The 23787-nt window shown below is 74.6% G+C and carries 19 protein-coding genes; 6 read left to right on the forward strand and 13 right to left on the reverse strand.

Going from position 1 to position 23787, the window contains the following annotated elements:
- Positions 1–30: 30 nt before the first annotated feature.
- Positions 31–585, reverse strand: coding sequence for a ribosome maturation factor RimP (gene rimP, locus AB0O19_RS33425; protein ID WP_350885651.1), 555 nt, complete (start codon positions 583–585; stop codon positions 31–33).
- A gap of 305 nt (positions 586–890) precedes the next feature.
- Here rimP and AB0O19_RS33430 point away from each other — a divergent pair, with 305 nt between their 5' ends.
- Together AB0O19_RS33430 and AB0O19_RS33435 are read left to right on the forward strand one after the other, a co-directional pair.
- On the forward strand, positions 891–2021 hold the full coding sequence (locus AB0O19_RS33430; protein ID WP_363624955.1) for a ferritin-like domain-containing protein: 1131 nt from the start codon (positions 891–893) through the stop codon (positions 2019–2021).
- Between the two features lie 87 nt (positions 2022–2108).
- Positions 2109–3032, forward strand: a complete 924-nt coding sequence (locus AB0O19_RS33435; RefSeq protein ID WP_363624957.1) for an aminoglycoside phosphotransferase family protein — start codon at positions 2109–2111, stop codon at positions 3030–3032.
- Positions 3033–3040: 8 nt separating this feature from the next.
- Here the strand turns inward: AB0O19_RS33435 and AB0O19_RS33440 are convergent, their stop codons facing one another.
- The 5 genes from AB0O19_RS33440 to dxr form a co-directional block, all read right to left on the reverse strand.
- Entirely contained in the window at positions 3041–3592 is a 552-nt protein-coding gene (locus AB0O19_RS33440) for a GNAT family N-acetyltransferase (protein WP_063347629.1), read from the reverse strand.
- Between the two features lie 70 nt (positions 3593–3662).
- On the reverse strand, positions 3663–4538 hold the full coding sequence (locus AB0O19_RS33445; RefSeq protein ID WP_350885688.1) for a GNAT family N-acetyltransferase: 876 nt from the start codon (positions 4536–4538) through the stop codon (positions 3663–3665).
- 157 nt (positions 4539–4695) lie between these two features.
- Entirely contained in the window at positions 4696–5856 is a 1161-nt protein-coding gene (gene ispG / locus AB0O19_RS33450) for a flavodoxin-dependent (E)-4-hydroxy-3-methylbut-2-enyl-diphosphate synthase (RefSeq protein WP_363586514.1), read from the reverse strand.
- Between the two features lie 143 nt (positions 5857–5999).
- Positions 6000–7304 carry a site-2 protease family protein gene (locus tag AB0O19_RS33455; RefSeq protein ID WP_363586513.1) on the reverse strand — a complete coding sequence of 435 codons (1305 nt, stop codon included), beginning with the start codon at positions 7302–7304 and terminating at the stop codon, positions 6000–6002.
- 119 nt (positions 7305–7423) lie between these two features.
- The gene (dxr, locus tag AB0O19_RS33460) at positions 7424–8653 is read right to left on the reverse strand and encodes a 1-deoxy-D-xylulose-5-phosphate reductoisomerase (RefSeq protein WP_363624959.1); all 1230 of its coding nucleotides are present in this window, start codon (positions 8651–8653) and stop codon (positions 7424–7426) included.
- A gap of 84 nt (positions 8654–8737) precedes the next feature.
- Here dxr and AB0O19_RS33465 point away from each other — a divergent pair, with 84 nt between their 5' ends.
- Positions 8738–9406, forward strand: coding sequence for an NAD(P)-binding oxidoreductase (locus AB0O19_RS33465; RefSeq protein ID WP_363586512.1), 669 nt, complete (start codon positions 8738–8740; stop codon positions 9404–9406).
- 89 nt (positions 9407–9495) lie between these two features.
- Here the strand turns inward: AB0O19_RS33465 and AB0O19_RS33470 are convergent, their stop codons facing one another.
- The 3 genes from AB0O19_RS33470 to AB0O19_RS33480 all read right to left on the reverse strand — a co-directional run bounded on the left by AB0O19_RS33470 (position 9496) and on the right by AB0O19_RS33480 (position 14985).
- Positions 9496–10938: an aldehyde dehydrogenase family protein gene (locus tag AB0O19_RS33470; RefSeq protein ID WP_363624961.1), complete on the reverse strand. Its 1443-nt coding sequence runs from the start codon at positions 10936–10938 to the stop codon at positions 9496–9498.
- A gap of 249 nt (positions 10939–11187) precedes the next feature.
- Positions 11188–12753, reverse strand: a complete 1566-nt coding sequence (locus tag AB0O19_RS33475) for a PucR family transcriptional regulator (RefSeq protein WP_363586511.1) — start codon at positions 12751–12753, stop codon at positions 11188–11190.
- Positions 12754–12906: 153 nt separating this feature from the next.
- Entirely contained in the window at positions 12907–14985 is a 2079-nt protein-coding gene (locus AB0O19_RS33480; RefSeq protein WP_363624963.1) for an ATP-binding protein, read from the reverse strand.
- A 240-nt stretch (positions 14986–15225) separates the two neighbouring features.
- On the opposite strand from AB0O19_RS33480, the gene gabT reads away from it, so the two are divergent.
- A complete protein-coding gene (gene gabT / locus AB0O19_RS33485) occupies positions 15226–16566 on the forward strand; it encodes a 4-aminobutyrate--2-oxoglutarate transaminase (RefSeq protein ID WP_363586509.1) in 1341 nt (446 codons plus the stop codon).
- Positions 16567–17056: 490 nt separating this feature from the next.
- Positions 17057–17725, forward strand: coding sequence for a phosphatase PAP2 family protein (locus AB0O19_RS33490; protein ID WP_363624965.1), 669 nt, complete (start codon positions 17057–17059; stop codon positions 17723–17725).
- Here AB0O19_RS33490 and AB0O19_RS33495 read toward each other — a convergent pair.
- On the reverse strand, positions 17698–18030 hold the full coding sequence (locus AB0O19_RS33495) for a DUF2218 domain-containing protein (protein ID WP_363624967.1): 333 nt from the start codon (positions 18028–18030) through the stop codon (positions 17698–17700). The two genes, AB0O19_RS33490 and AB0O19_RS33495, sit on opposite strands and share 28 nt — an antisense overlap.
- Before the next feature lie 167 nt (positions 18031–18197).
- Here AB0O19_RS33495 and AB0O19_RS33500 point away from each other — a divergent pair, with 167 nt between their 5' ends.
- Positions 18198–18830: a MarR family transcriptional regulator gene (locus AB0O19_RS33500; protein ID WP_363624969.1), complete on the forward strand. Its 633-nt coding sequence runs from the start codon at positions 18198–18200 to the stop codon at positions 18828–18830.
- A 79-nt stretch (positions 18831–18909) separates the two neighbouring features.
- Here AB0O19_RS33500 and AB0O19_RS33505 read toward each other — a convergent pair whose 3' ends face one another.
- The 3 genes from AB0O19_RS33505 to AB0O19_RS33515 form a co-directional block, all read right to left on the reverse strand.
- Positions 18910–19638, reverse strand: coding sequence for a ZIP family metal transporter (locus AB0O19_RS33505; protein ID WP_363586539.1), 729 nt, complete (start codon positions 19636–19638; stop codon positions 18910–18912).
- A 328-nt stretch (positions 19639–19966) separates the two neighbouring features.
- Positions 19967–21688 (reverse strand): restriction endonuclease, encoded by a 1722-nt coding sequence (locus AB0O19_RS33510; RefSeq protein WP_363624971.1) that lies wholly within the window; start codon positions 21686–21688, stop codon positions 19967–19969.
- A 114-nt stretch (positions 21689–21802) separates the two neighbouring features.
- Complete coding sequence (locus AB0O19_RS33515) at positions 21803–23710, reverse strand: hypothetical protein (protein ID WP_363624973.1); 1908 nt, start codon at positions 23708–23710, stop codon at positions 21803–21805.
- Between the last annotated feature and the right edge of the window lie 77 nt (positions 23711–23787).

Below are 23787 nucleotides of genomic sequence, written 5' to 3' on the forward strand. Positions count from 1 at the left end.
ACGTTCGTCATGGTCCGGGCGGTGCGCAGGTCACAGCGCACCGTCGTCCCCCTCCTCGGAGGCGTCGTCGTCCGCGTAGTCCGCGGCCTCGTCGAGGAGCTTGTCGTCCTTGCGGTTGAACTCGACCTGCACGCGCGCCCGATCCACCTCGGCGTACGCCAGCCGGCGCTCCTTCGGACGGCCGCGGCCCTTCACCGGCTGCACCTCGACCAGCGCGCCGTCCTCGTCCGCCTCCAGCACCCGGGCGACGATCTCCCCGCCGTCGACCAGGTGGATCTTGGCCAGTCGGCCCTCCGCGCGACGCCAGTGCCGGGGCAGGTCCAGCGAACGCTCAGCGCCCGGCGAACCGACCTCCAGCAGGTAGGGCTCGTCGCCCATCAGGTCCGACTCGTCCAGAGCCTCACCGACCACCCGGCTGAACTCGGCGATGGCGTCCATGTCCACGCCGCCGTCGGTGTCGACGTCGATCTGCACCTGGCGGCGGCTGCCGGCCTTGGTGACCTTGACGTCCTCCAGGTCCAGACCGGCCTGCACGGCCAGCGGCTCCAGCAACGCGCGCAGCCGGTCGGTGTGGGTGGTGCTCATCCGGGTGGACTCCTCGGCCGCGTCTGCTGTTGTCAGAAGGTCGCTCCGCACCCTCCGGCGCCGGTCCGGCGCACACCGGGTCACGGCAGCTCGGCCCAAAGCCTAGCCGGTGAAGCCGCGAACCACCGATTCCGGACCACCCCCGACCGGGCGCACGCCACCCACTGCGAGCAAGCTCACACCCGCTCCCGGGGCGCCCCTGGATCCGAATCCCCGCCCGGAATCGTGGGGATTCTGTAATCATTCACGCCTACGAAGGGCAGGCGGGGAGGCCGCCCTCCCGCACACGCCCCGGAGTGACACCCATGCAGCCGCCCAGCCGACGGACGTTCCTGGCTCTCGGGCTGCTCGCCCTCACCGCCCTCACCGCCTGCACCGGCTCCCACGGCGGCAACGACACCACGCCCGGCAACCGCGGCCCGCTGCCGAACCCGGACGAACCGGTCATCCTGCGCTCGATCGCCGCCACCGACACGCTGCTGGCCGGCTACGACGCGCTGCTCGCCGGCCCGGGCGGCGCCCAGGCCGCCGTGCTGCAGCCGCTCCGGGCCGAGGTGGCCCAGCACCGCGCCGCCCTCGCCTACGGGCTGCCGGCCGCCTCCATCCCCCCGGCGTCCCCGGCCACGTCCTCGGCCGGCCCGGGCGGGACACCGAGCGCACCGCCGAGCGGGACGGCGAGCGGGACGGCGAGCGGGACGGCGAGCGGGACGGCGAGCGGGGCGCCGGTCGGCACCCCCGCCGCGCTCGCCGCACTCGAACGGCAGACCGCCCAGGCCCGCCTCGCCGACCTGGCCGCAGCCCGGCCGCCGCTGGCCCGGCTGCTCGCCTCGGTCGCCGCCTCCGACGTGCTGCACGCCGTCGCCCTCGGCGACACCGCCCCGCCGGTCGCCCCGCCCCCTGCCGCCACCACCCCCACCGAGGCGCCGACCGCGCCCCCGAGCGACCAGCCCACCGCTTCCCCCTCCGCCGGGCCGTCGGCCGACCCCGCCGCCGCCGCGGCGGTGACCGCCCTCCAGGGCGCCCTCGGCGCCGAACACGCTGCCGTCTACGGCTACGGCGTGGTCGGCGCCCGGCTCCCCGAGGACCAGCAGCGCACCGACGCCCGCACCGCCTACGCCGCCCACGAGGCCCGGCGGGACGCCTGGCAGCGGCTGATCGGCTCCCTCGGCGCCACCCCGGCCGCCGCCGCCGGCGGCTACCAGCTCCCGTTCGCCGTCACCGACGCGGCCGGCGCCACCAAGCTCGCCGCCCACCTCGAAACCCGGCTCACCACCGTCTACGCCGACCTGGTCGCCGCCGTCCCCGGCCCCCAACGGGGCACCGCCGCCGACGCCCTGCGCGACAGCGCCCTGCGCGCCCACCGCTGGGGCGCGGCCGACCCCGCCTTCCCCGGCATTCCCGAGCCCCTCCCCACCCCCACGGCCGCCACTCCCTAGGGCCCGCAGCGCTGACCTGCGGTTTCCCGTTCATGGCCGACAATGGACGGGTAACACCAACGGGGGAGCGTCAACCGGAAGGCCGGCATGTCGGGAGCAGCACCGCAGATCACCGTCCCCGCCTGGCTGGCGCGCGGCGTCGCGGCGAGCGAGGGCGAACCGGGCCGGCAGTGGCTGGCCGGACTGCCCGCGCGGGTGGCCGCCCACCTGGCGCGCTGGGACCTCACCCTGGAGCGGGTGCTCGATCCCGGCGGCAGCCTGAGCCTGGTCGCCTACGTCCACCGCGACGACCTCTCCCCCGCCGTCCTCAAGACCGGCCTGCGGACCCCCGAGACCGCGCTGGAGCACGCGGCGCTCGCCCACTGGGCCGGGCGCGGGGCCGTCCTGCTGCTGGACGCCGACCCCGCCGAGGGCGTCCAACTGCTGGAGCGGCTGCACGGGGACATCCCGCTGCGCTCGCTCGCCGAGGCGAAGGCGATGCTGGAGGCGACCAGCCTGCTGCACCGGCTCTGGAGCACCCTGCCCGAGGACCACCCGTTCCCGACCCTCGCGGCCCGGACCGCCGACACCGCGGAACGGCTGCGCGGGCACCGCGCCCTGCCCGGCGCCGCCGAGGCCGAGCCGCTGATCGCCGAGGCGCTGGACACCGCCGACGGCCTGGCCGGCTCCGCCGCCGAGACCTTCCTGCTCCACGGGGACTTCCACCACGGCAACGTGCTCGCCGCCGACCGGGCGCCCTGGCTGGCGATCGACCCGCGCCCGCTGGCCGGCGAGCGCGCCTTCGACCTGGCCCGGCTGGCGCTGGACCGGGCGGACACCCTGGTCGGCTCCCCCGGCGTGGCCGCGGCCGTCCGCCGCCGGCTGCACCAGCTCGCGGACGCGCTGGAGGTGGACCGGGAACGGCTGCGCGGCTGGACGCTGTTCCGGGCCGTCGACCTCGCCCTGCGGGCCCTGGCGGCCGGCCGCCGGGAGGACGCCGAGCTCTACCTGGAGTTCGCCGGGGCGCTGTAGGGCGAGCCCTACGCCTCGCCCGGCCCGCGCAGCGGAAGCCGGGCCCCCATCACCGCGTACAGCCGGTCCGTGGCGGGAAAGCGCACCGCACGGGCGAGGTCCTGGTAGCCGAGCGCCCGGTAGAGCCGCCGGGCGGGGGTCTCCGCGTCGATCGCGGAGAGGATGCTGCGCTCCAGCCCGGAGCGCTCGCAGAGGGTGCGGATCAGCCGGGAGCCGACGCCCTGGCCCTGGTACTCGGGCAGCACGTGCAGCTCGGTGACGGCGAACACGTCGTCCAGCCAGGCGTCGTGGCCGCGTGCGTCCAGGTAGGGCTCGATCACCGTGCTCCACCAGTGGTCGCGCTGGTTGGGCATCCCGTAGCCGAAGCCGACCAGCCGGCCGCCGCTCATCGCGCCGAGCGCGATCACCCCGGGCTGGTGGGCGTGCCGGCCGACGATGTGCAGCCGGACGGCGACCTCCTCGGCCGTCAGGCCGAACGCCACCGCCTGGACCTCCAGCGCCTGCGGCGCCCAGGCCGCAAGGTCGATGGCCTCGATCGTCACCCCGGTCAGCTGATCCATGCCTCGGACGTTACTACCCGTGGGCCGCCGGCGCGGGCGAAGATCGGAACCGAACTCCCGGGGTGCGGACTCAGAACAGCACGCTCATGAACGCGCCGACCTCACGGAAGCCGACCCGCCGGTAGGCGGCCCGGGCCCGCAGGTTGAAGTCGTTGACGTAGAGCGAGACCACCGGGGCGATCTCGCGCAGCGCGAGGTCGAGGACGGCGGCCATGCCGGTCTCGGAGAGGCCCCGGCCCCGGTACCCGGGGGCGACCCAGACGCCCTGGACCTGACAGGCGCCCTCGGTGACGGCGCCGATCTCGGCCTTGAAGACGACCTCGCCGTCCTCGGTGAAACGCGCGAACGACCGCCCGGCGGAGACGAGTTCGGCGACCCGAGCCTGGTAGAGCAGGCCGCCGTCACCGGCCAGCGGGGAGACCCCGACCTCCTCGGTGAACATCGCCACGCAGGCGGGCATCAGCGCGTCGATCTCCTCCCGCCGCACCCGCCGCACCAGCGGGTCCGGCGCGATCTCGGCGGAGGGCACGGCGGTGGCCAACAGCGGCTGGTGGGCGCGGACTTCGCGGGCCGGGCCCCAACTGCGTTCCAGCAGCGCCCAGAAGGCGGCGGTGGCCCCGGCCGGGCCAACGATCGAGGAGCAGCGGCGGCCCTGCCGGCGGGCCCGCTCGGCGAAGGCGGCGACGGCCTCCGGCCCGGCGTCGACCAGGACGAGGTTGGCCCCGGCGTAGCAGAGCGCGGCGAGGGCGCCGTCCCCGTCGTACCAGCCCCACATCTCGCCGCCGAGCCGCCAGGGGTCCAGACCGACGGCCTCGACCCGGGTGGCGACGAAGGAGTTGGCGACCGGGTCGCGGTGGAGGATCTCCAAGGCGTCCGCGAGGTCGGGGGGCTCCAACACGCGGGTGGTGGCCAGGGCGCGGGCGGCCTGGAACGAGCCGGGGAGCATCACACCTCGATCGAGCATCGAGACAGCACCTCACTGAGACGAATCTGGCCGCACCCTACTCCGTGGCCCCACCCGGCTACGGCCGCGGGGCCGTCCGCGAACGGACGGCCCCGCTTCCGGAAGACTGCGCGCGGCGCACCGCGCGGACCCTGCGTGGTCAGTCGGCCGCGACGACGGTCGGCGTACCGGCCTCGACGCCCGCCTCCTGCATCTGCTCGGCGAGCTTGAGCGCCTCCTCGATCAGGGTCTCGACGATCTTCGACTCGGGGACGGTCTTGATGACCTCGCCCTTGACGAAGATCTGGCCCTTGCCGTTGCCGGAGGCGACGCCGAGGTCGGCCTCGCGGGCCTCGCCCGGGCCGTTCACGACGCAGCCCATGACGGCGACGCGCAGCGGCACCTCCATGCCCTCCAGGCCGGCGGTGACCTCCTCGGCCAGCTTGTAGACGTCGACCTGGGCGCGGCCGCAGGACGGGCAGGAGACGATCTCCAGGCCGCGCTGGCGCAGGCCGAGCGACTCCAGGATCTGGTTGCCGACCTTGATCTCCTCGGCCGGCGGGGCGGAGAGGGAGACCCGGATGGTGTCGCCGATGCCCTCGGCGAGCAGCGCGCCGAAGGCCACCGCGGACTTGATGGTGCCCTGGAAGGCGGGGCCGGCCTCGGTGACGCCGAGGTGCAGCGGGTAGTCGCAGGCGGCGGCCAGCTGGCGGTAGGCGTTGATCATCACGACCGGGTCGTTGTGCTTGACCGAGATCTTGATGTCGCGGAAGTCGTGCTCCTCGAACAGCGAGCACTCCCAGAGCGCGGACTCGACGAGGGCCTCGGGGGTGGCGCGGCCGTACTTCTCCAACAGGCGCTTGTCGAGCGAGCCGGCGTTGACGCCGATCCGGATCGGCACGCCGGCGTCCCTGGCGGCCTTGGCGATCTCGCCGACCTTGTCGTCGAAGGCCTTGATGTTGCCCGGGTTGACGCGGACCGCGGCGCAGCCGGCGTCGATCGCGGCGAAGACGTACTTCGGCTGGAAGTGGATGTCGGCGATCACCGGGATCTGGGACTTCTTGGCGATGATCGGCAGCGCGTCGGCGTCGTCCTGGGTGGGGACGGCGACCCGGACGATCTGGCACCCGGATGCGGTGAGCTCAGCGATCTGCTGCAGCGTGGCGTTGATGTCCGAGGTCACGGTGGTGGTCATCGACTGCACCGAGACGGGAGCGTCACCGCCGACCGGTACGTTGCCGACCATGATCTGCCGGGATACACGGCGCTTGGCGAGCGGCTTGAGCGGCAGGGACGGAATACCGAGCGAGATCGCGGTCATGTGCGCAGGGTTCCCCGGGGTTGAGGTGTGGTCGACCGCCCGGCCAGTGGGACGGCCGAGGCCGGGCGCGCCTCGATCGCGCACCCGGCCTCCACGGTACGGCACGGCGCCGGACCCCAGCACACCCGCCGTACCCGAACGCTCTAGCTGATCTTCACCGGGTTCACCAGGTCGGCGACCATCACCAGCAGGGTGAAGCCGATGAAGACGCTGGCCACGACGTACGCCACCGGCATCAGCTTGGCGACGTCGAAGGGCCCGGGATCGGGCCGCTTGAACAGCTGAGCGAATCGGCGGCGGACCGATTCCCACACCGCGCCCGCGATGTGGCCGCCGTCCAGCGGGAGCAGCGGCAGCATGTTGAACAGGAAGAGCGAGAGGTTGATCCCGGCCAGCAGGTTGACGAACATCGCCACCCGCTGGCTGGCGGGCAGGTCCATGCTCACCAGTTCACCGCTGACCCGGGCGGCGCCGACCATGCCGATCGGCGAGTCCGGGTCACGCGGGGAGTCCCCGACGACGGCGTTCCACAGACCGGGGATCTTGCCCGGCAGCGCGGCCAGCGACTTCACCCCGTTCTCGGCCATGCCGACCATCCGGTCCAGGGACTGCCCGAAGCTCTGCTGGACGACCCCCTGCTTGGGGGTGAAGCCGAGGAAGCCGGCCTGCACGGTCTGGCCCTTGAGCGGCACGCCGTTGCCGTCGTACTTCTGCACGTCGTTGACGGCGATGACGGGCTTGAGGACGAGTTGCTGCCCGCCCCGGTCGACCAGGATCTCGACCTGCTGGCCGGCCGACTTCCGGATGTCCGCCTGGAGCTGGTCGTAGTCGCGGATCCGGTCCCCGCCGAAGGAGAGGACCTTGTCCCCCTGCCGCAGCCCCACCTCGTTGGCGGGGGTCTTGGGCGCGTCCGCGGGGCACACGTCGGTCGGCGAACCGGCCTTGACCACGCACTGGGCGACCGAGCCGATGGTCGGCACCGCCGTCGAGACGCCGAAGCCCATCAGGACCGTCAGGAACAGGCCGAACGCCAGGACCAGGTTCATGAACGGCCCGGCGAACATGACGATGACGCGCTTCCACGGCTTGCGGGTGTAGAACAGCCGGTGCTCGTCGCCCTCCTGGAGCTCCTCGTAGGAGGCCTCCCGGGCGTCCTCGATCATGGTGCGCCAGGGGGAACTGCTGCGCTTGGTGATCCGGCCGTCCGCACCCGGCGGGAACATCCCGATCATCCGGATGTAGCCGCCCAGCGGGATCGCCTTGAAGCCGTACTCGGTCTCGCCCTTCTTCCGCGACCAGACGGTCGGGCCGAAGCCGACCATGTACTGCGGCACCCGGATGCCGAACAGCTTGGCCGTCGAGAGGTGGCCGAGCTCGTGCCAGGCGATCGAGACGAGCAACCCGACCGCGAAGACCAGGATGCCGACCACCGTCAAAACCATTGCCACCGCTGGCCCTCCGTCATGCCGCTCCGCTCGTCGTCTTGTCTTACCGCAGTCACGCCCGGCCGGACACCCGGTACGGGTACACCCGGCCGGAAACGGCCCACGCCGTCAACCCGCCGCCGTCAGCCCGCCGCCAGCTCGCGGGCCCGGGCGCGGGCCCAGTCCTCCGCGTGCAGGACGTCCTCGACCGTCAGGGAAGTTCCCGGCACGGGCGTGCCGTGCTCGGCGACGACCTTGGCAACAGTGTCCACGATTCCCGTGAAAGCGAGGCGCCCCTTCAGGAACGCCTCCACGCACTCCTCGTTGGCCGCGTTGAAGACCGCCGGCGCGGTACCGCCCAGGGTGCCCACCTCGCGGGCCAGCTCCACCGCCGGGAAGGCCTCGTCGTCCAGCGGGAAGAACTCCCAGGTCGCGGCCTTGGTCCAGTCGCAGCCGGGGGCGGCGTCCGGCACCCGCTCCGGCCAGCCCAGACCCAGCGCGATCGGCATCCGCATGTCCGGCGGGCTGGCCTGCGCCAGCGTCGAACCGTCGGTGAACTCCACCATCGAGTGCACCACCGACTGCGGATGGACCACGACCTCGATCCGGTCGAAGGGCACGTCGTACAGCAGGTGCGCCTCGATCACCTCCAGGCCCTTGTTCACCAGGGTCGCCGAGTTGATCGTGACCACCGGGCCCATCGCCCAGGTCGGGTGCGCCAGCGCGTCCTGCGGCGTCACCCCGGCCAGCTGCTCACGCGTCCGGTTGCGGAACGGACCGCCGCTGGCCGTCACCACCAGCTTGCGGACCTCGGCCCGGGTACCGCCCGCCAGCGCCTGGAACAGCGCCGCGTGCTCGGAGTCCACCGGCACGACCTGCCCCGGCCGCGCCACCGCCTTCACCAGCGGGCCGCCGACGATCAGCGACTCCTTGTTGGCCAGCACCAGCACCCGGCCCGCCCTCAGCGCGGCCAGCGTCGGCCGCAGCCCGATCGACCCGGTGATGCCGTTCAGCACCGAGTGGCACTCCATCGCGGCCAGCTCGGTCGCCGCGTCCGGCCCCGCCAGCACCGTCGGCAGCGCAGCGCCCGCCGCCTTCGCCGCCAGCGCCGCGCGCAGCGCCGGCTCGGCCGCCGGGTCCGCCACCGCCACCGTGTGCACGCCCAGCCGCAGCGCCTGCTCGGCGAGCAGCTCCACCCGGCCGCCGGCCGCCGACAGGGCGACCACCCGGAACCGGTCCGGGTTGCGGAGCACCACGTCGATGGCCTGGGTGCCGATCGACCCGGTCGAACCGAGGATCACCAGCTCCCGGGCGCCGGAAGGGTCCTGCACAGTGGGCGTGAACCGCAGCTGCGGGTGGGCGAGCGAAGTCATGCGCCCATTGTGTCCTGCCCGGGGCCACGCGCAGCACGCCTCCCGACAGGACGCCGGTCCGCGCCCCGGGCTACCGTCGGAGCCATGCGTACCGTCATCGCCGGGGGCCACGGACAGATCGCGCTGAAACTCGAACGGCTGCTCGCCGCGCGCGGCGAGCGGCCCGCCGGGATCATCCGCCGCCCCGAACAGGCCCGGGACCTCACCGACGCCGGCGCGGAACCGCTGCTGCTCGACCTGGAGTCCGCCACCGCCCCGCGACTCGCCGAACTGCTCGCCGGCGCCGACGCGGTGGTCTTCGCCGCCGGCGCCGGACCGGGCAGCGGCGCCGCCCGCAAGAACACCGTCGACCGCGACGCCGCCGTGCTGCTCGCCGACGCCGCCGAACTCGCGGGCGTCCGGCGCTACCTGATGGTCTCCTCGATGGGCGCCGACGCCCACGCCCAGCACCCCGCCGACGAGGTCTTCGAGACCTACCTGCGGGCCAAGGGCGCCGCCGACGACGCCGTCCGGGCCCGCACGGCGCTGGACTGGACGGTGCTGCGCCCCGGCCGCCTCACCGACGGCCCCGGCACCGGCCTGGTCCGGCTCGCCGCCTCGGTCGCGCGCGGCGCCGTGGACCGGGCCGACGTCGCCGCCGTCCTCGCCGCGCTGCTGCGCGCACCGGGCACGGCCGGGCAGACGCTGGAGCTGGTCGCCGGCGACACCCCGGTCGAGGAGGCCGTCTCCGTCGCGGGCGGACACAACGGCTGACGCGGGCGGACACGACGGCTGGGCCGACCGGGCCCCGGAACGGGCGAAGGGCCCGGTCACCGGACCGGGCCCCTCACTCACGGGTTCGCTCAGAGGTCGAGGCCGCTGAGGACCAGGACCTTCTCGACCGTGTAGTCGTCCATCGCGTACCGGACGCCCTCACGGCCGACGCCGGAGTCCTTGACGCCGCCGTACGGCATCTGGTCGGCGCGGTAGGACGGCGCGTCGCCGATGATCACACCGCCGACCTCCAGCTCCCGGTGGGCGCGGAAGGCGGTCTGCAGGTCGTGCGTGAACACGCCCGCCTGAAGGCCGAACGCCGAGTCGTTGACGGCCGCGAAGGCCTCGTCCACACCGTCCACCCGGTGCAGCGACAGGACCGGGCCGAACACCTCGGCCTTGGCCAGGATCGCATCCGCGGGCAGCTCGGCCAGCACGGTCGGCGCGTAGGTCGCACCCTCGCGGCCCCCGCCGGCGAGCACCTTGGCGCCCTTGGCGACCGCGTCGTCCACCCAGGACTCCACCCGCTTCGCGGCGTTCTCGTCCACCAGCGGGCCGACGTCCGTCGCGTCGTCGTTCGGGTCACCGGTGACCTGGGCCTTGACCTTGGCCACGACCTTCTCCACCAGCGCGTCGTACACCGACGCGTCGGCGATCACCCGCTGCACCGAGATGCAGGACTGGCCGCCCTGGTAGTTGGCGAACATCGCGATCCGGGTGGCCGCCCAGTCCAGGTCGGCCTCCGAGGACCAGTCGGCGAGCACCACGGCCGCGGCGTTGCCGCCCAGCTCCAGGGTGCAGTGCTTGCGCGGCACCGAGTCCATGATCTGGTAGCCGACCTTGTCCGAACCGGTGAACGAGATCACCGGCAGGCGCTCGTCCTGCACCAGCGCCGGCATCCGGTCGTTCGGCACCGTCAGGATGCTCCACGAACCGGCCGGCAGGTCGGTCTCGGCCAGGATCTCGCCCAGCACCATCGCCGACAGCGGCGTCGCCGGGGCCGGCTTCAGGATGATCGGGGCACCGACCGCGATCGCCGGGGCGACCTTGTGGGCGACCAGGTTCAGCGGGAAGTTGAACGGGGCGATCCCCAGCACCACACCGCGCGGGAAGCGGCGCACCACCGCGAAACGGCCCACGCCGCCCGGGTCGGTGTCCAGCCGCATCGTCTCGCCGTTGGTCCGGCGGGCCTCCTCGGCCGCCCAACGGAAGACCGACACCGCGCGGCCGACCTCACCACGGGCCCACTTGATCGGCTTGCCGTTCTCCGCGGTGATCAGCTGGGCGAGCTCCTCGGTGCGCTCGGCCAGGCGCTTGGCCACGTGGTCCAGCGCGGCCGAGCGGACGTGCGCCGGGGTGGCGGCGAACACCGGCAGCGCGGCGACGGCGGCGTCCAGCGCCTCCTCGACCTGGGCGTCGGTCGGGATGCTCACCTTGCCGACCAGACGGCCGTCCCAGCTGTTGTGCACCTCGAAGTCGGCGTCGCCGCTCGCCCGTCGGCCGGCCAGCCAGAAATCGTACGTGGTGGTCACCGTGGTACCGGCCCTCTCCTCGTCGTCATCGGGCCCACGGGTGTGGGACCCGAACCCGAGGGTAGGTGGGGCGGCGCACCGACCGGATTGGCCGACTCGGAGCGTTCGCCCCCGACGCTGCTCCATCCCGTCCAGGGCCTCCCGGGCTGAGCCCGGACGGGGCCCGGTCCGGTGCGGCTCGGTGCGGCCCGGTGCGGTGCGGCCCGGTGCGGTGCGGTGCGGTGCGGCCCAGTGCGGCTCGGGTGCGACCTACTCCTCGCCGGAGCGCAACGCCAGCCACAGCTCCATCCGCACGTCGGTGTCGTCCAGCGAACGCCCCAGCAGCTCCTCGACCCGCCGCATCCGGTAGCGCAGCGTGTGCCGGTGCACCCCGAGATCGGCCGCCGCCGCGTCCCACTGCCCGTGCCGGGACAGCCACGCCCGCAGCGAGGCCACCAGATCGCCGCGGGCCGTCCGGTCGTGCTCGCGCAGCGGCCGCAGCAGCCCCTCGGCGAACGCCGTCACCGCGTCCTCGCCGAGCAGCGGCAGCAGCGACCCCGCACCGACCTCCTCGTGGTCCACCGACCGCCGGCCACCGCGCAACGCCACCGCCAGCGCCCGCTCGGCCTGCGCGTGCGCCGTCCCCGCGTCCTCCAGTGCGGCCGGCGCCGACACGCCCAGCGACAGACCCTCGTGCTCCTCCACCGCACCCAGACAGGCCCGGTGCACCGCCCCGTTGTCCAGCGCCAGCACCATCAGCCGCGCCCCGTGCGCGCCGTCCTCCCGCGCCACCAGCAGCTTCTCGCCCACCCGGGCACCCGCCTGCTCGGCCCGGTCCCCCAGTTCCCCGAGCGCCTCCGCGGCCTCCGCGTTCGGCCCGGCCCCGGCCACCAGGACCCGTATCGTCCCCTCCGGCATACCGCCGAACAGCCCCACCGCCACCTGGCGGGCCGTCGCCACCTCGCCCGCCAGCACCATCCGCAGCAGCGCCGCGCCCATCCGCTCCTCAGCCTGGCGCAGCTCGCGCGAGCGCTCCAGCGTCAGGGTCAGCAGCGCCACCGCCGCGTTCAGCACGTACCGCTCGGTCGGGGTGATCCGGTCCTCGGTGCCCACCGCCAGGAAGCCCCGGGCCCTCCGGTCCGCCCCCAGCGACTGGACCACCACGTAGTCCTCGTCCGCCGTGTCGATCCCCGGCGCCCGCCCCTGCAACGCGGCGCTCGACGGCGCCGGACGCCGGCGCAGCCGGTCCACCTCCGCCGCCAGCCGCCCCGCCCGGCGCGCCGCCCAGTCCGGCGCCACCACCGACAGCGCCCCCGAGCCGTCGTACAGCGCCGCCCAGCCGCCCAACCGGGCCGCCAGCCGGCGCACCACCGCCGTCGTGCCGTCCTTGCCCAGCGCGGCCCGGGTCAGCTCCTCCTGCGCCTCGAAGGAGGTCGTCACCGCCTCGTACTGCTCCGCGGCCAGCGCCGCGGACACCACCTTGCTGATCGCGATGAACGGCGTCGGCTCCGGCACCCGCAGCAGTGGCAGCCCCCGCTGCGCGGCCGCGTCCACCAGCGGCTGCGGCACCTCCGTGTGCGACAGCCCCACCCCCAGGCCCAGCCCCACCACCCCGGCATCGGCCAGCCGGTGCACGTACGCCTGCAACTGGGCCGCCGTACGGCCCAGCTTGATCCCGGTGGTGAGCAGCAGCTCGCCACCCTCCAGGAACGGCGTCGGGTCGTCCAGCTCGCTGGTGTGCACCCAGCGGACCGGCCGCTCCAGGTGGTCCGCGCCGGCGAGGACCGTCAGATGGAGCGAACTGTTGCGGACAACGGAGGCGAGTGTGGGGGGCATGGCACCTTCGGGGGATCGACCTGACCGCGCCGTTGCGGCCGGGCGAGGAGAGGGCAATGGGACAAGTGAGAGTCTCTCCCCCTCATTATGGACGCTCCGGACAACCGGCACTGCCGAATCCACCGTGACGGCGAGCTTCCGCCCCTCGCCCCGTCAGCCCCGAAGATCCACCAGCAACGGCGGCACCTGCTCCCCCGACACCGCGGTCAACGACACCACCGCGTGCCCCGCCGGCAGCGCGTGCGCCAGATCCGACGGCGACCAGCGCAAGCGCTCCACGTCCCGCGTCGTCACCGACTCCGTCTGCGCCGCCGTCCCCGACAACGCCCGCCGCCCCAACCGCCCGGCCCGCCGCACCACGCCGCCCGAGGTGTCGGGCGTGTGGGTCACCGCGGTCTCCTGCACCAGGTGCGTCCCCCAGGCCTCCGAGAACAGCCGGCCGTCCCACGGCGCGATCCCCGGGAACGCCATCCGGCAGCCGACCGCGCCGAACAACGGCGCCCGCAGCGCCTCCGGCAGATCCACCAGCGTGCGCAGCAGCAGCACCGCGCCCGCGTTCGCCCCCCGCATCCGCTGCACCCCGCGCACGGCGGTCGCGTCCAGCGCCGCCGAGGCGTCGTCCACCACCAGGCCGGCGAACAGCGAACGGTCCGTACGGGCCCCCGCCGCCTGCACGAACTGCCCCACCACCAACCGGGACAGCATCCGCGCGGCCTCCGGATGGCTGCGCTCCGGCAGCTTCACCCGCACCCGCAACGGATGGTCCAGCACCCGCATCGCGAACGGGGGCCGCCCGGTGCCGTCCGTCGCGAAGGCGCCCTCGAAGGCCGGCCGGTCCAGCAGCGCCAGCCGATCCGCCAGCAGCGCCCCGGGATCGTCCGCCCGGCCGCGCTGACGCTCCCGGTGCTCCAGGTCCCGCTCGTACACGGCCAGCCTGCCCGCCACCCCGAGCGCCTTCACCAGGGCCGCCAGCACGTCCGGCTCACCGGCCAGCAGCGCCCGCAGCTCCCGCACCCCCGGATAGCGGGCGTACGCGGCGTGGAACGGGCCCACCACCTGCTGCAGCGCCGTCCGGGCGTTCTCCGCGCGCGCCGTCAACTCGTCCGGCAGCAGCGCCTCGGCCAACCGGGCGGCCGCCTCGTCCGGATCCTGCGCCGCACCGTAGAGGTCCAGCCCGTACACCGACGCCGGATCACCGGGCGCGATCACCACGTCGTACCAGTCGTCCGGGCCGAGATCCGCGTCCGCCGCCCCCACCACCACCACGCACGCGGTGCCGGCCAGCGCCTGCAGACACAGCGCCTCCGCCACCGGCCGCGCCAGCCGCGCCGTCTTCCCCGTCCCCTCCGGACCCACCGCCAGCAGCGACGTTCCCAGCAGCGCCGGATCCAGCGCGAAACCGGCCGCCCGATGACTCAGCGGGTTCTTCGGCACGTCCTGGGCGGTCCCGAGGCAGACCTGGCCCAGCAGCAGATCGTGCCGCTCGCCCCGGTCCGCCAGCTCCCGCGACTCCGAAGGGTGCGCGAAGGCCGCCCCACCGCGCGCCACCACCTGCTCGACGAAGGCCGGCACGAACGCCGGATCCGCCTGCGCCGACTCCCACGCCCGCTGGATCCGCACGTAGTCGACGTCCCCGACCGCCTCCCGCTCCAGCCGCCCCGCCGCCTCGGCCGCCCCGCCCTGCCGCAGCCCGCCCCACGGGTCCAGCCGCCGCACCACCTGGGCCACCGCCACGCCCTCCTCCGCGGGCTGCTCCTGCGTCACCGCCCGCGACAGCAACGGCGACACGTACCGCCGCCACACCTCGGGCCAACGGCCCATCCGGCCGAAGAGCTTGATGACGACGCCGATCACCAGGACGTTCAGGGTGAGCACGACCGACGTCGCCACCAGCGCCGATTTCGACGGGAGGACGCCGATCATCGTCGTCCCGGCCTCCGCGAGTTCGACACCGTAGACATAGACCAACCACCCCACCACCGCGTTGAGTCCCGCCCGCAGGAGCAGCGGCCAGGCCGCGACCTGGGCCGCCTCCGCCCGCTCCGGGTCGATCGGGCGGTAGCCCAGCCGGTAGACGCCGGGTTCGGCTTCCGGGCGCGGGGCCGCTGCCCAGGTGGGGAGGTCGAAGGCGGGGGCCCCGTCGGTGCGGGTGCCGGGCCGTTGGTGCGGCATGGGGGCCGGGGGTCTGGTGGTGGTCCGATCGGTGTGGTGGTGTGCCCCGTCGTGCGCCATGTACGGCCCCGCTCCCTCGCCCGCCCGGCCCGATCGCCGTCGGTGCCGCCATACCCATGCCGCCGTACCGGCGACACGCCCGCGCTCAATGTAGTGGAGCGGGGCCTGCTGGTAGTCGCACCACCCGCGCTGGCCGTGCCGGACAAGTCGGACGGCTCAGTGCTACCGAGTGGCGCATGCCCGGCCGGGGAGGGCGGCCGTAGCCTGCGAAGCACCGAGCCGAGAAGTCTGGAGAACACCATGAGCGCCGCAACGCCGCTCCCGCAGGAGCGCCGCCTGGTCACCGCGATCCCCGGTCCGAAGTCGCAGGAGCTGCAGGCCCGCAAGCTGGGTGCGGTGGCGGCCGGTGTCGGCACCACCCTGCCGGTGTACGTGTCCCGTGCCAACGGCGGCGTACTGGAGGACGTGGACGGCAACTCGCTGATCGACTTCGGCTCCGGCATCGCCGTGACGAACGTCGGCAACAGTGCCGAGGCCGTGGTGGCGAAGGCGAGCGAGCAGTTGGCCGCCTTCACCCACACCTGTTTCATGGTGACCCCGTACGAGGGTTACGTGGCGGTCGCCGAGCAGCTGAACGAGCTGACCCCGGGTGACCACGACAAGCGCACCGCGCTGTTCAACTCGGGCGCCGAGGCGGTCGAGAACGCGGTGAAGGTGGCCCGCGCCTACACCAAGCGCACCGCCGTCGTGGTGTTCGACCACGGCTACCACGGCCGTACGAACCTGACCATGGGCCTGACGGCGAAGAACATGCCGTACAAGCAGGGCTTCGGCCCGTTCGCCCCGGAGATCTACCGGGTGCCGGTGGCCTACCCGTACCGCTGGCTGACGGGTGCGGAGAACTGCGCCGCCGAGGCCGCCGCGCAGGCGATCGAGGTCATCAACAAGCAGATCGGCGCCGAGAACGTCGCCGCGATCATCATCGAGCCGATCCAGGGCGAGGGCGGCTTCATCGAGCCGGCCAAGGGCTTCCTGCCGGCGATCGTGGAGTACGCGAAGGCGAACGGCATCGTGTTCGTCGCGGACGAGATCCAGACCGGTTTCTGCCGTACCGGCCAGTGGTTCGCCTGTGAGGACGAGGGCATCGTCCCGGACCTGATCACCACCGCGAAGGGCATCGCCGGCGGTCTGCCGCTGGCGGCGGTGACCGGTCGCGCCGAGATCATGGACGCCGCGCACGCGGGCGGTCTGGGCGGCACCTACGGCGGCAACCCGGTGGCCTGTGCGGCCGCGCTGGGCGCCATCGAGACGATGAAGGAGCAGGACCTCAACGGCAAGGCGCAGCGGATCGGCGAGATCATGCTGGGCCGCCTGCGGGCGATGCAGGAGAAGTTCGACATCATCGGCGAGGTCCGCGGCCGCGGTGCGATGATCGCCGTCGAGCTGGTGAAGCCGGGCGGCAAGGAGCCGAACGCGGAGGCCACCGCGGCCATCGCGAAGGCCTGCCACGCCGAGGGCCTGGTGGTGCTGACCGCCGGCACCTACGGCAACGTGCTGCGCTTCCTGCCGCCGCTGGTCATCGCGGAGCACCTCCTGGCCGAGGGCCTGGACATCCTGGAGGGCGCTTTCGCCGCCGTCTGAGCGGTGTCGCCCGTCAGGTCGTGAACCCCCTCCGGAGGGTTGTCCGGACAGCGCTGAACGGCCCGTGGGGACCTCTGGTCCTCGCGGGCCGTTCGGTTGTCACCGGCCGGTCGGACGGGCCCGCCGCCCGGTCGGGCCAGGTCGTCGGGGCTCCCGGAGGGCCGCCCGGGGCGGGGTGAAGATGATGTGGGGAATCGCTGAAGGCGCTCGGCGCGGAAAGGCTGTTGACGTAGTGTCATCGCAGATGGACAGCGAGCCGCAGCCATGGGCGGAGCCGCCTGCGGGGTCGCCCCCGACGGCGGGTCCGCATGCGTGCCGCGAGGACGACCAGGCCGCCCCGGGAGGGGTGGCACCCGCCGAAGACCGATCGACCGACCGTCCGACCCACACCCCCCGGGGCGCACGGAACGGCGATCATCAGAGCCGCCCCGGAGCTCTCCCCCCTGCTCCGGGGCGGCTGTCCGGCGTTCCGGGCCGGGTGGCCCGCTCGGTGGCCGTGCCGCTGACGGCGGTGGTCGTCCTGCTGCTGATGTCGTGGCAGGTGGCGGTGGACGGCCCGCTGCTCGGATGGGACCGCGCGGTCCGCGGAGCCGTCCGGACCGCCCACCGGGACCACCCCAGCGCGCCGCTGGACCAACTGGGCCGGATCCTGTCCGACCTGGGCGACAGCGTGCCCGCGATCCCGGTGCTGCTGGCGGCCGGCGTGCTGGCCGCGTGGCGGTGGCGCCGGACGGGGGCGGCGGGGCGATGGTGGCTGCCGCTGCCGGTGGCGGCGCTGACCGCCGGACTGATCCCGCTGCTGGTGGTGCCGGCCAAGGCGGCGTTCGCCCGGCCGGGCCCGCTCGGTGATCCGCTGACGCCGGAACAGTGGGGCTGGTACCCGTCCGGGCACACCGCCACCGCCTCGCTCTCGTACGGGGTGGCGGCGCTGCTGCTGGTGCGGGTGGCGGGACCGTGGGCGGCGCGTCTGCTGACGGCGGGCGCGGTGCTGCTGGCGGTGGGCGTCGGCGCGGGGCTGGTGTGGAGCGACTTCCACTGGCTGCTGGACGTGGTGGCCAGCTGGTGCCTGGCCGCCCTGGTGCTGTGGGGGCTGGCCCGGCGGCTGCCCCGGCCGGGCGGCGGGGGCGGCGGTCAGGCCTCGGGGTCGTCGTTGCGGTGAACGAGGCCGGTCTCGCCGTTGTCGCGGTGCCATTCGACGACGAGTTCATCGCGGGCGCCGAAGCGGACGAGGTGGCGGCCGACGACGTCCTCCAGGCCGGGCAGGTTCTCCTGCTCGCCCTCGACGGCGAGCAGCAGCGCGTCGGGCCGGGCTTCCAGGGTGGCGGTGCCGGCGCCGAAGACCAGGGTGCCGCGGCCGGTCTCCTCGGAGAAGGTGGCCTCGATCTTGCGGCCCATGTGGGCGGCGAGCTGCTTGGCGTAGCGGGCGGGGCGGTCGGTGGTGACGCGGGCTTCGGAGCGGGGCACGGGCCCTCCAGGATCCGGGGAGGGAACTTAGGGTCCCCTCAGTTGGGGCTACGCTAACCCAGATACTGAGCCAAGCTCAACATTTTTCTCCGGGCGCCGTCCGCTGTCGGCCACCGGCCCCGGACCGGCCGATACCCTGGGGCGGACGCCTGCCGAGGAGACCGCCGATGACCACCACGCCGACCGACCCGGCGGACCCCTCCCCCGGCCCGCCCGGCACCCCTGCCGAGGCGGCCGCCTCGGACACCGCGGGCTCGGACACCGCAGGCTCGGACTCCACGGCCTCGGACGCCACCGCCTCGGACTCCACGGCCTCGGACACCGCCGCCGAGCTGGCCGACACGATGACCAGGGCGATCAAGCGGATCCGTCGGCAGACCGGGCGGCAGTTGGAGCCGTACGGCATCACCCCCGGCCAGGCCCGGGCGCTGAACGCCCTGGCCCACGCGCCCGGCTGCGAGCTGCCGGACCACGCGATGCGGCTGAGCGACCTGGCCGAGCGGCTGCACATCGCCCCGCGCTCGGCGACCACCGTGGTCGACGCGCTGGAGGAGGCCGGCCTGGTCGAGCGCAGGCCCGACCCGGCCGACCGACGGGCGGTCCGGATCCTGCTGACCGAGGCAGGCCGCGCGGCGGTCGAACGGATCGGGCAGGTCCGGCACGAGGTGGCCCAGGAGTACTTCGGCGAGGTCAGTCCCGACGAGCAGGAAGTGCTGCTACGCGTGCTGCGCGCCGCCGAGGCCCGCTTCCTCGCAGCCGGTCCACCACCGCGGACGGCGCCCCCGGGCGCGGCGCGGTGATGCGGGAGCGGCCGGCGGCGCCGGGCGGTCCGCCGCGTCAGGCCCCGTCCCGTGCTGCCCTGGCCCTGCCGAGCCAGGCCTAGTTGGCGAGGCCGATCACCAGCCACATGAACCCCACCCCGGCGACGGTGCAGAGCAGGGTGCTGCGGGAGGGGTGCGGGCTGTGTGCCTCCGGGAGGATGTCGGAGGTGGCCAGGTAGAGCAGGAACCCGGAGAAGAAGCCGAGGTAGAGTCCGAGCAGGTGCTCGGGGATGGTGAAGGCCAGGGTGATCGCGGCGCCGGACACCGGGGCCAGCGCGTCCGCCGCGAGCAGCGCCAGTGCCCGCCGCCGGTTGTTCCCGTAGAGCCGGGTGATCGTGTACGTGTTGAAGCCGTCGGCGAAGTCGTGGGCGACGACGGCGATGGCGACGACCGTTCCGACCGTGGTGCCGGCCTGGAAGGCGGCGCCGATCGCGAAGCCGTCCATCACGCTGTGCCCGACCAGGGCCAGCGCGGCGGTCAGGCCGACGCCCTGGCGCCCGGCGTGGTGGGCGTGCGCGTGCTGGTGGCCGTGGGTGTGCTCGGCGTACTCGCTCTCGTGGCCGCGGTGGATGGCGACCGCGCGTTCGACCACGTGGATGGTGAGGAAGCCGACCGCGAACATCAGCAGCGCCTGCGGCACGCCGTGCACCTCGTCCGGTGCCTGGCGCATGGCCTCGGGCAGCAGGTCGAAGGCGACCACGCCGAGCATGAGTCCGGCGGCGAAGCCGAGCACGAGGTGGCGGCGGTCACCGGTTCGCTGGGCGACGAAGCCGCCGATCAGGGTCATCAGGAACGCCCCGGCGGCGACCAGGACGGCGGTCACCGGACCGCCTCCGGGTGAGTCGATCCGCCGTGCGGGCGCCGACGGGTGCCGCCGTGTGGTCTGCCGGGCGCTCTGCCCATTCCTCTCCCCCTGGGGTCCGCCCGTGGCCGGGCCGACCGCCGACCGTATCGGACGACCGTTCGACGGTGATCGCCCGGGGTGCCGCTGCTCCGCCGGTGCCCGTTCCCCAGCCTCGGGTCGGGTGCGGGGGCTCGCCCGCCGGGCGGTCCGTCAGGGTGAGCTGCGAAGACGGGGAAGGGGACGAGGGTGGGGGCGGGGACCGGAGGTGGGGTCAGCGGCCGGCGGCGAGGGGCAGGCCGAGGTGGGTGCGGGCGAGTTCGCTCACGCCGTCGCCGTCGACCAGGTGGATGTGCCGGTGGCTCTCCTCGCCGGTGAGGTCGAGGGCCTCGTCGGCGAAGCGGCCGGTGGTCAGCCGCAGGCCACGCTCGGCGGACTCCTCCTGAACGGCCTCGGCCAGGGTGGCGATCTCCTCCGCGCTGACCGGCTCGGCGCCCCGGGAGGCCCAGACCACCCAGCGGCCGGGCAGCGCGCTGCCCGGGGCCCCCTCACCGGTGGCGACCAGCCCGGCCGGACCGCGCAGCCGCACGCTCCACTCGGCGAGCCCGCCGCGGGTGAGCAGGTCGCGCACCAGCTGGGCGAACTCGTTCGCGGACAGATCGGGTGCGGCCGGTACGGCGGCACCCGCCTGCGCGGCGGGCTGCACGCCCACGCGGCCGTACGGGTCCGGGGTGACGGCGGCGCCGAGCTGGCGCAGCCGGACGAGCGCTTCGTCCTGCTCGGCGTCGGCGTAGACGCCTTCGTCGTCGCGCTCCTCGTACGGGGTGGCGGGCGGCAGCAGCCGGGTGCGGGCCAGTGCGTCGCGGTCGGCGTCCACGCTGACCAGGCAGAGCGGCTCGCCGGTGCCGGGCTCGCGCAGCCAGCCGTTGAGCACGACGCCCGCGAGTATCTCGTCGGTGTCGACGGCGTCGGCGGCCTGGAGGGCGCGCAGGGCGAGCCGGGCGACCAGGCGCAGATAGTCGGTGGCCCGGTCCGCTGGCGGGCGCGGGACCGGGACGATGTCGCCGTCCGGGGCGAGCCGGTAGCCGGTGAGCGAGGGCACCAGGTCGAGCGGCGGCAGGTCGAGGTCCAGCACGGCGGTGCGGGTGAGCGGGCGGAAGACCGCCCGGCAGGGGGCGGGCAGGTCCTGGGTGGCGGTCTCGGCGGCGGCGAGCGCCCGCTCCAGCAGAGACTCCACGGCGGCCGGCTCGGACAGCCGGTAGGCCCGCCGGCACTCCTCCAGGCTCTCGTTGTACTCGCGCACGGCGCGGGCCCGGGCCTCCTCGGCCGCCTCGTGGACGCGCCGGGACTCGTCGGCGGCTGGGTTGTCGGCCTCGGCCCGGCGGGTGCGCCACTCGCGCAGGGAACGCTGGTGGGCCAGCCGGGCCTGGGCGAGTTCGCGCTGGTAGCCGGAGTCGAGCAGGCGGCGGGCCGGGGCGCCGTCGGGGTCGGCGGTGGCCGGCCCGGCGGGCGCGAAGTCCGCCCAGCGGGGCTCGGCCTCACTGCCGGTCTCCGGCCCGTCGGCCGGGTAGGGGCGGGGCTCGTAGTGGCGCAGCTGGCTCTCGAAGTCCATGGCCGAGACGGGCAGTGCGGCCCGCCGGAGCAGGTCGGCCAGCCGGTCGTGCTCGGCCTGGACGGTGAGCGTGCGGTGGTGGGTCAGGGCGGCGGCCCTGCCGTGGGCGGCGATGGACTCCTCGGGCTCGACCGGGCCGTCGCCGGACGCCGCACCACCAGACGCACCGTCATCGGACACGCCGCCACCGGACGCGCCGTCATCGGGCATGACGCCGCCGGGTGTACCGGGGGCGGCCGGGCCGGGGCCGGCGGCGTCCGGGTCCAGTCCCTGGCCCTGCCCCTGGTCGGTGTTGAGCTCTCTGAAGACCGAGGCGAGGAAGCCCGGCCGGGGGAACTGGACGGTGGCGGTGCCGTCGGGCTGGCCGTCTGCTGAGTGCTGCATCGGTCGTCGTTCCCCCATGCTCGTCCGGCGCCTGCCCGGGGCGGCCGGCGACCCTGCGGCCCGCCCCTGCCGGACATTGTCCACCGAACGGGCGGCAGTGGTCAGCCCAGCCTCTCAGTTGGTCCGGGTGTTGGTCAGGTGCAGGCCGATGTAGCCGACATAGATCCGGCCACTGCCCGAGCAGTCGTCGAGGTAGTGCAGCCGGGGCGCGGTACGGCCGCCGCCGATCCGCAGGTGTGCGCCCATGAAGGCGCGCCGGGAGGCGTCCACGCTCTCCGGGACGGGCAGCATCCGTTCGCGCTTCCACTTGGTGTGGCTGAACACCGTCCGGGACTCCCCGCGCACCGCCTTGCGGGGCGGGAAGTGGTGGCAGCCCTCCGGGGTGTGCTCGCACCACTGTTTGAAGTCGCCGCCGGCCGCGCCCCGGACCGCCGCCTCGGCGTACTCCTGAAGGGCGGTCAGCCCGTCCCAGGCGAGCCGGGCCCAGCCCGCGCCGGAGCACCGGAGCCCGTCCAGAGCGAGCGCGTTCTTCTGGTCACCGGTGAAGGTCAGCAGCGGGAACTCGTCGATCCTGGCCATGAGTTCGGTGAAGGTCTCCGGCTTCGCGGGCCGGGCGGACGGCTTGACGGCGAAGTGCCCGGCGGCGCCCTGGAGGATGCAGTGGCGCCCGGTGAGGGCGTGGGAGCCGGCCCGTACGTGGCCGTCCCGGCTGTCCCGACCGTCGTGGCGCTCGCGGAGCTCCGGACGGTCGCGGCCCTCATGACCCTCGCGGCCGTCCTGCTTGTCCCGGTTCTCCCGACCCGCGCGGTTGTCCCGGCGCTCGTGGCGCAGGGTGCGCCGGACCCGCTCCAGCTCGTCGGCCCTGGCCTGCTGCTCGGCCCGGTCCTGCTGCTCCTCCCGGACCAGCGCGGCCAGCTCGGCGCGGGCGGCGGCCTGGTCCCCGGCCGGGCTGACGGCCGCGCGGGGCGGCGCCGGGGCGACCCGCAGCACCGGGACGGCCGCCAGCGGGGGCGGCAGCGGCAGGTCGGCGGCGAGCCGGCGCGGCTCGCGGGCGAGCAGCCCGGCCGCACGGCGGATGTCCTGCTCTATTCGCCCCCGGGCGAGCACCGGGTGCCGGGCGCCGTCGCACCGGGAGGCGGGGTCGACCTCGGGCAGGTAGGTGCGCACCGCTCCGCCGTAGACGCTGTGGTACTCCAGCGCGACGTTGAACCCCGTCCGGGCGCCCGGGTCCAGGACGTAGGCGGTGGCCAGGCCGGGCAGCTGGTGGCAGAGCGGGCGGACGACGTCCTCGACCCAGCGGTCGAGCGGGAGGTTCACCGGGACGCTGGCGACCACGACGGGCAGCCGGCGCTCCGGGTCGCAGAGCTCGTCGATCAGGCCGTCGACCTCGCCGGCGGTGATCACCCGGGGAGCCGGGTGGACGGCGGCTAGGCCGTCGGTGGCGTCGAGCAGCGGCAGGAGGGTGCGGGCGAGTTCGGGCACCGGCACCCGGCAGGGGGTCCGCACGCCGTTGCCGGTGCTGTGCGTCTCGGCCTCCAGCCGGACCCAGGTGGGGCCGTCGGCCCCGGTGGCCACGGTCAGAGTGAGCTGCTGGGTGCCGTGCGGGGTCGGGGTGCGCAGGCGTCGGCGGTCGTAGCGGCCGGCGGCCGGGCCGCCGCGCAGCGGGCCCCGGTCGCGGTCGAGCAGGACGCGGTCGCCCAGGCGCAGTCGCTCGGCGACGGGGGCCGGTCGGGACTGCGCCGGTCCGGACGCCGTCAGTCCAGGGGGCGTCAGTTCGGGCGGTTCCGGTCGACTTGGAGCCTTCCCCGTCGAGGCCGGTCCGGCCGGGGGCGGCCCGGTGAGGGCGCGGGGAGCCGGCGGGGGCTCCTCGCAGCCTTCCTGTTTCAGCCAGGCGGCGAGCTGCTCGTCGGCCAGGGCGACGGCCTCGCGGTGCGGGAGGGTGGTGGTGACGGTCATCCGGTAGGGCGTCGCGGGGCCGGTCAGGTCGGCGCCGGCGGGCGACGAAAAGCGGTCTGAGGTCATGCGCATACCTCCGTGGTGCGGGGTGGGGTCTGGTGTCCTCCATCGATGGGTTATTCGTCCGGTTCGGCCGGATCCTT

This window comes from Kitasatospora sp. NPDC091276, assembly GCF_040684355.1.
GTDB lineage: Bacteria > Actinomycetota > Actinomycetes > Streptomycetales > Streptomycetaceae > Kitasatospora.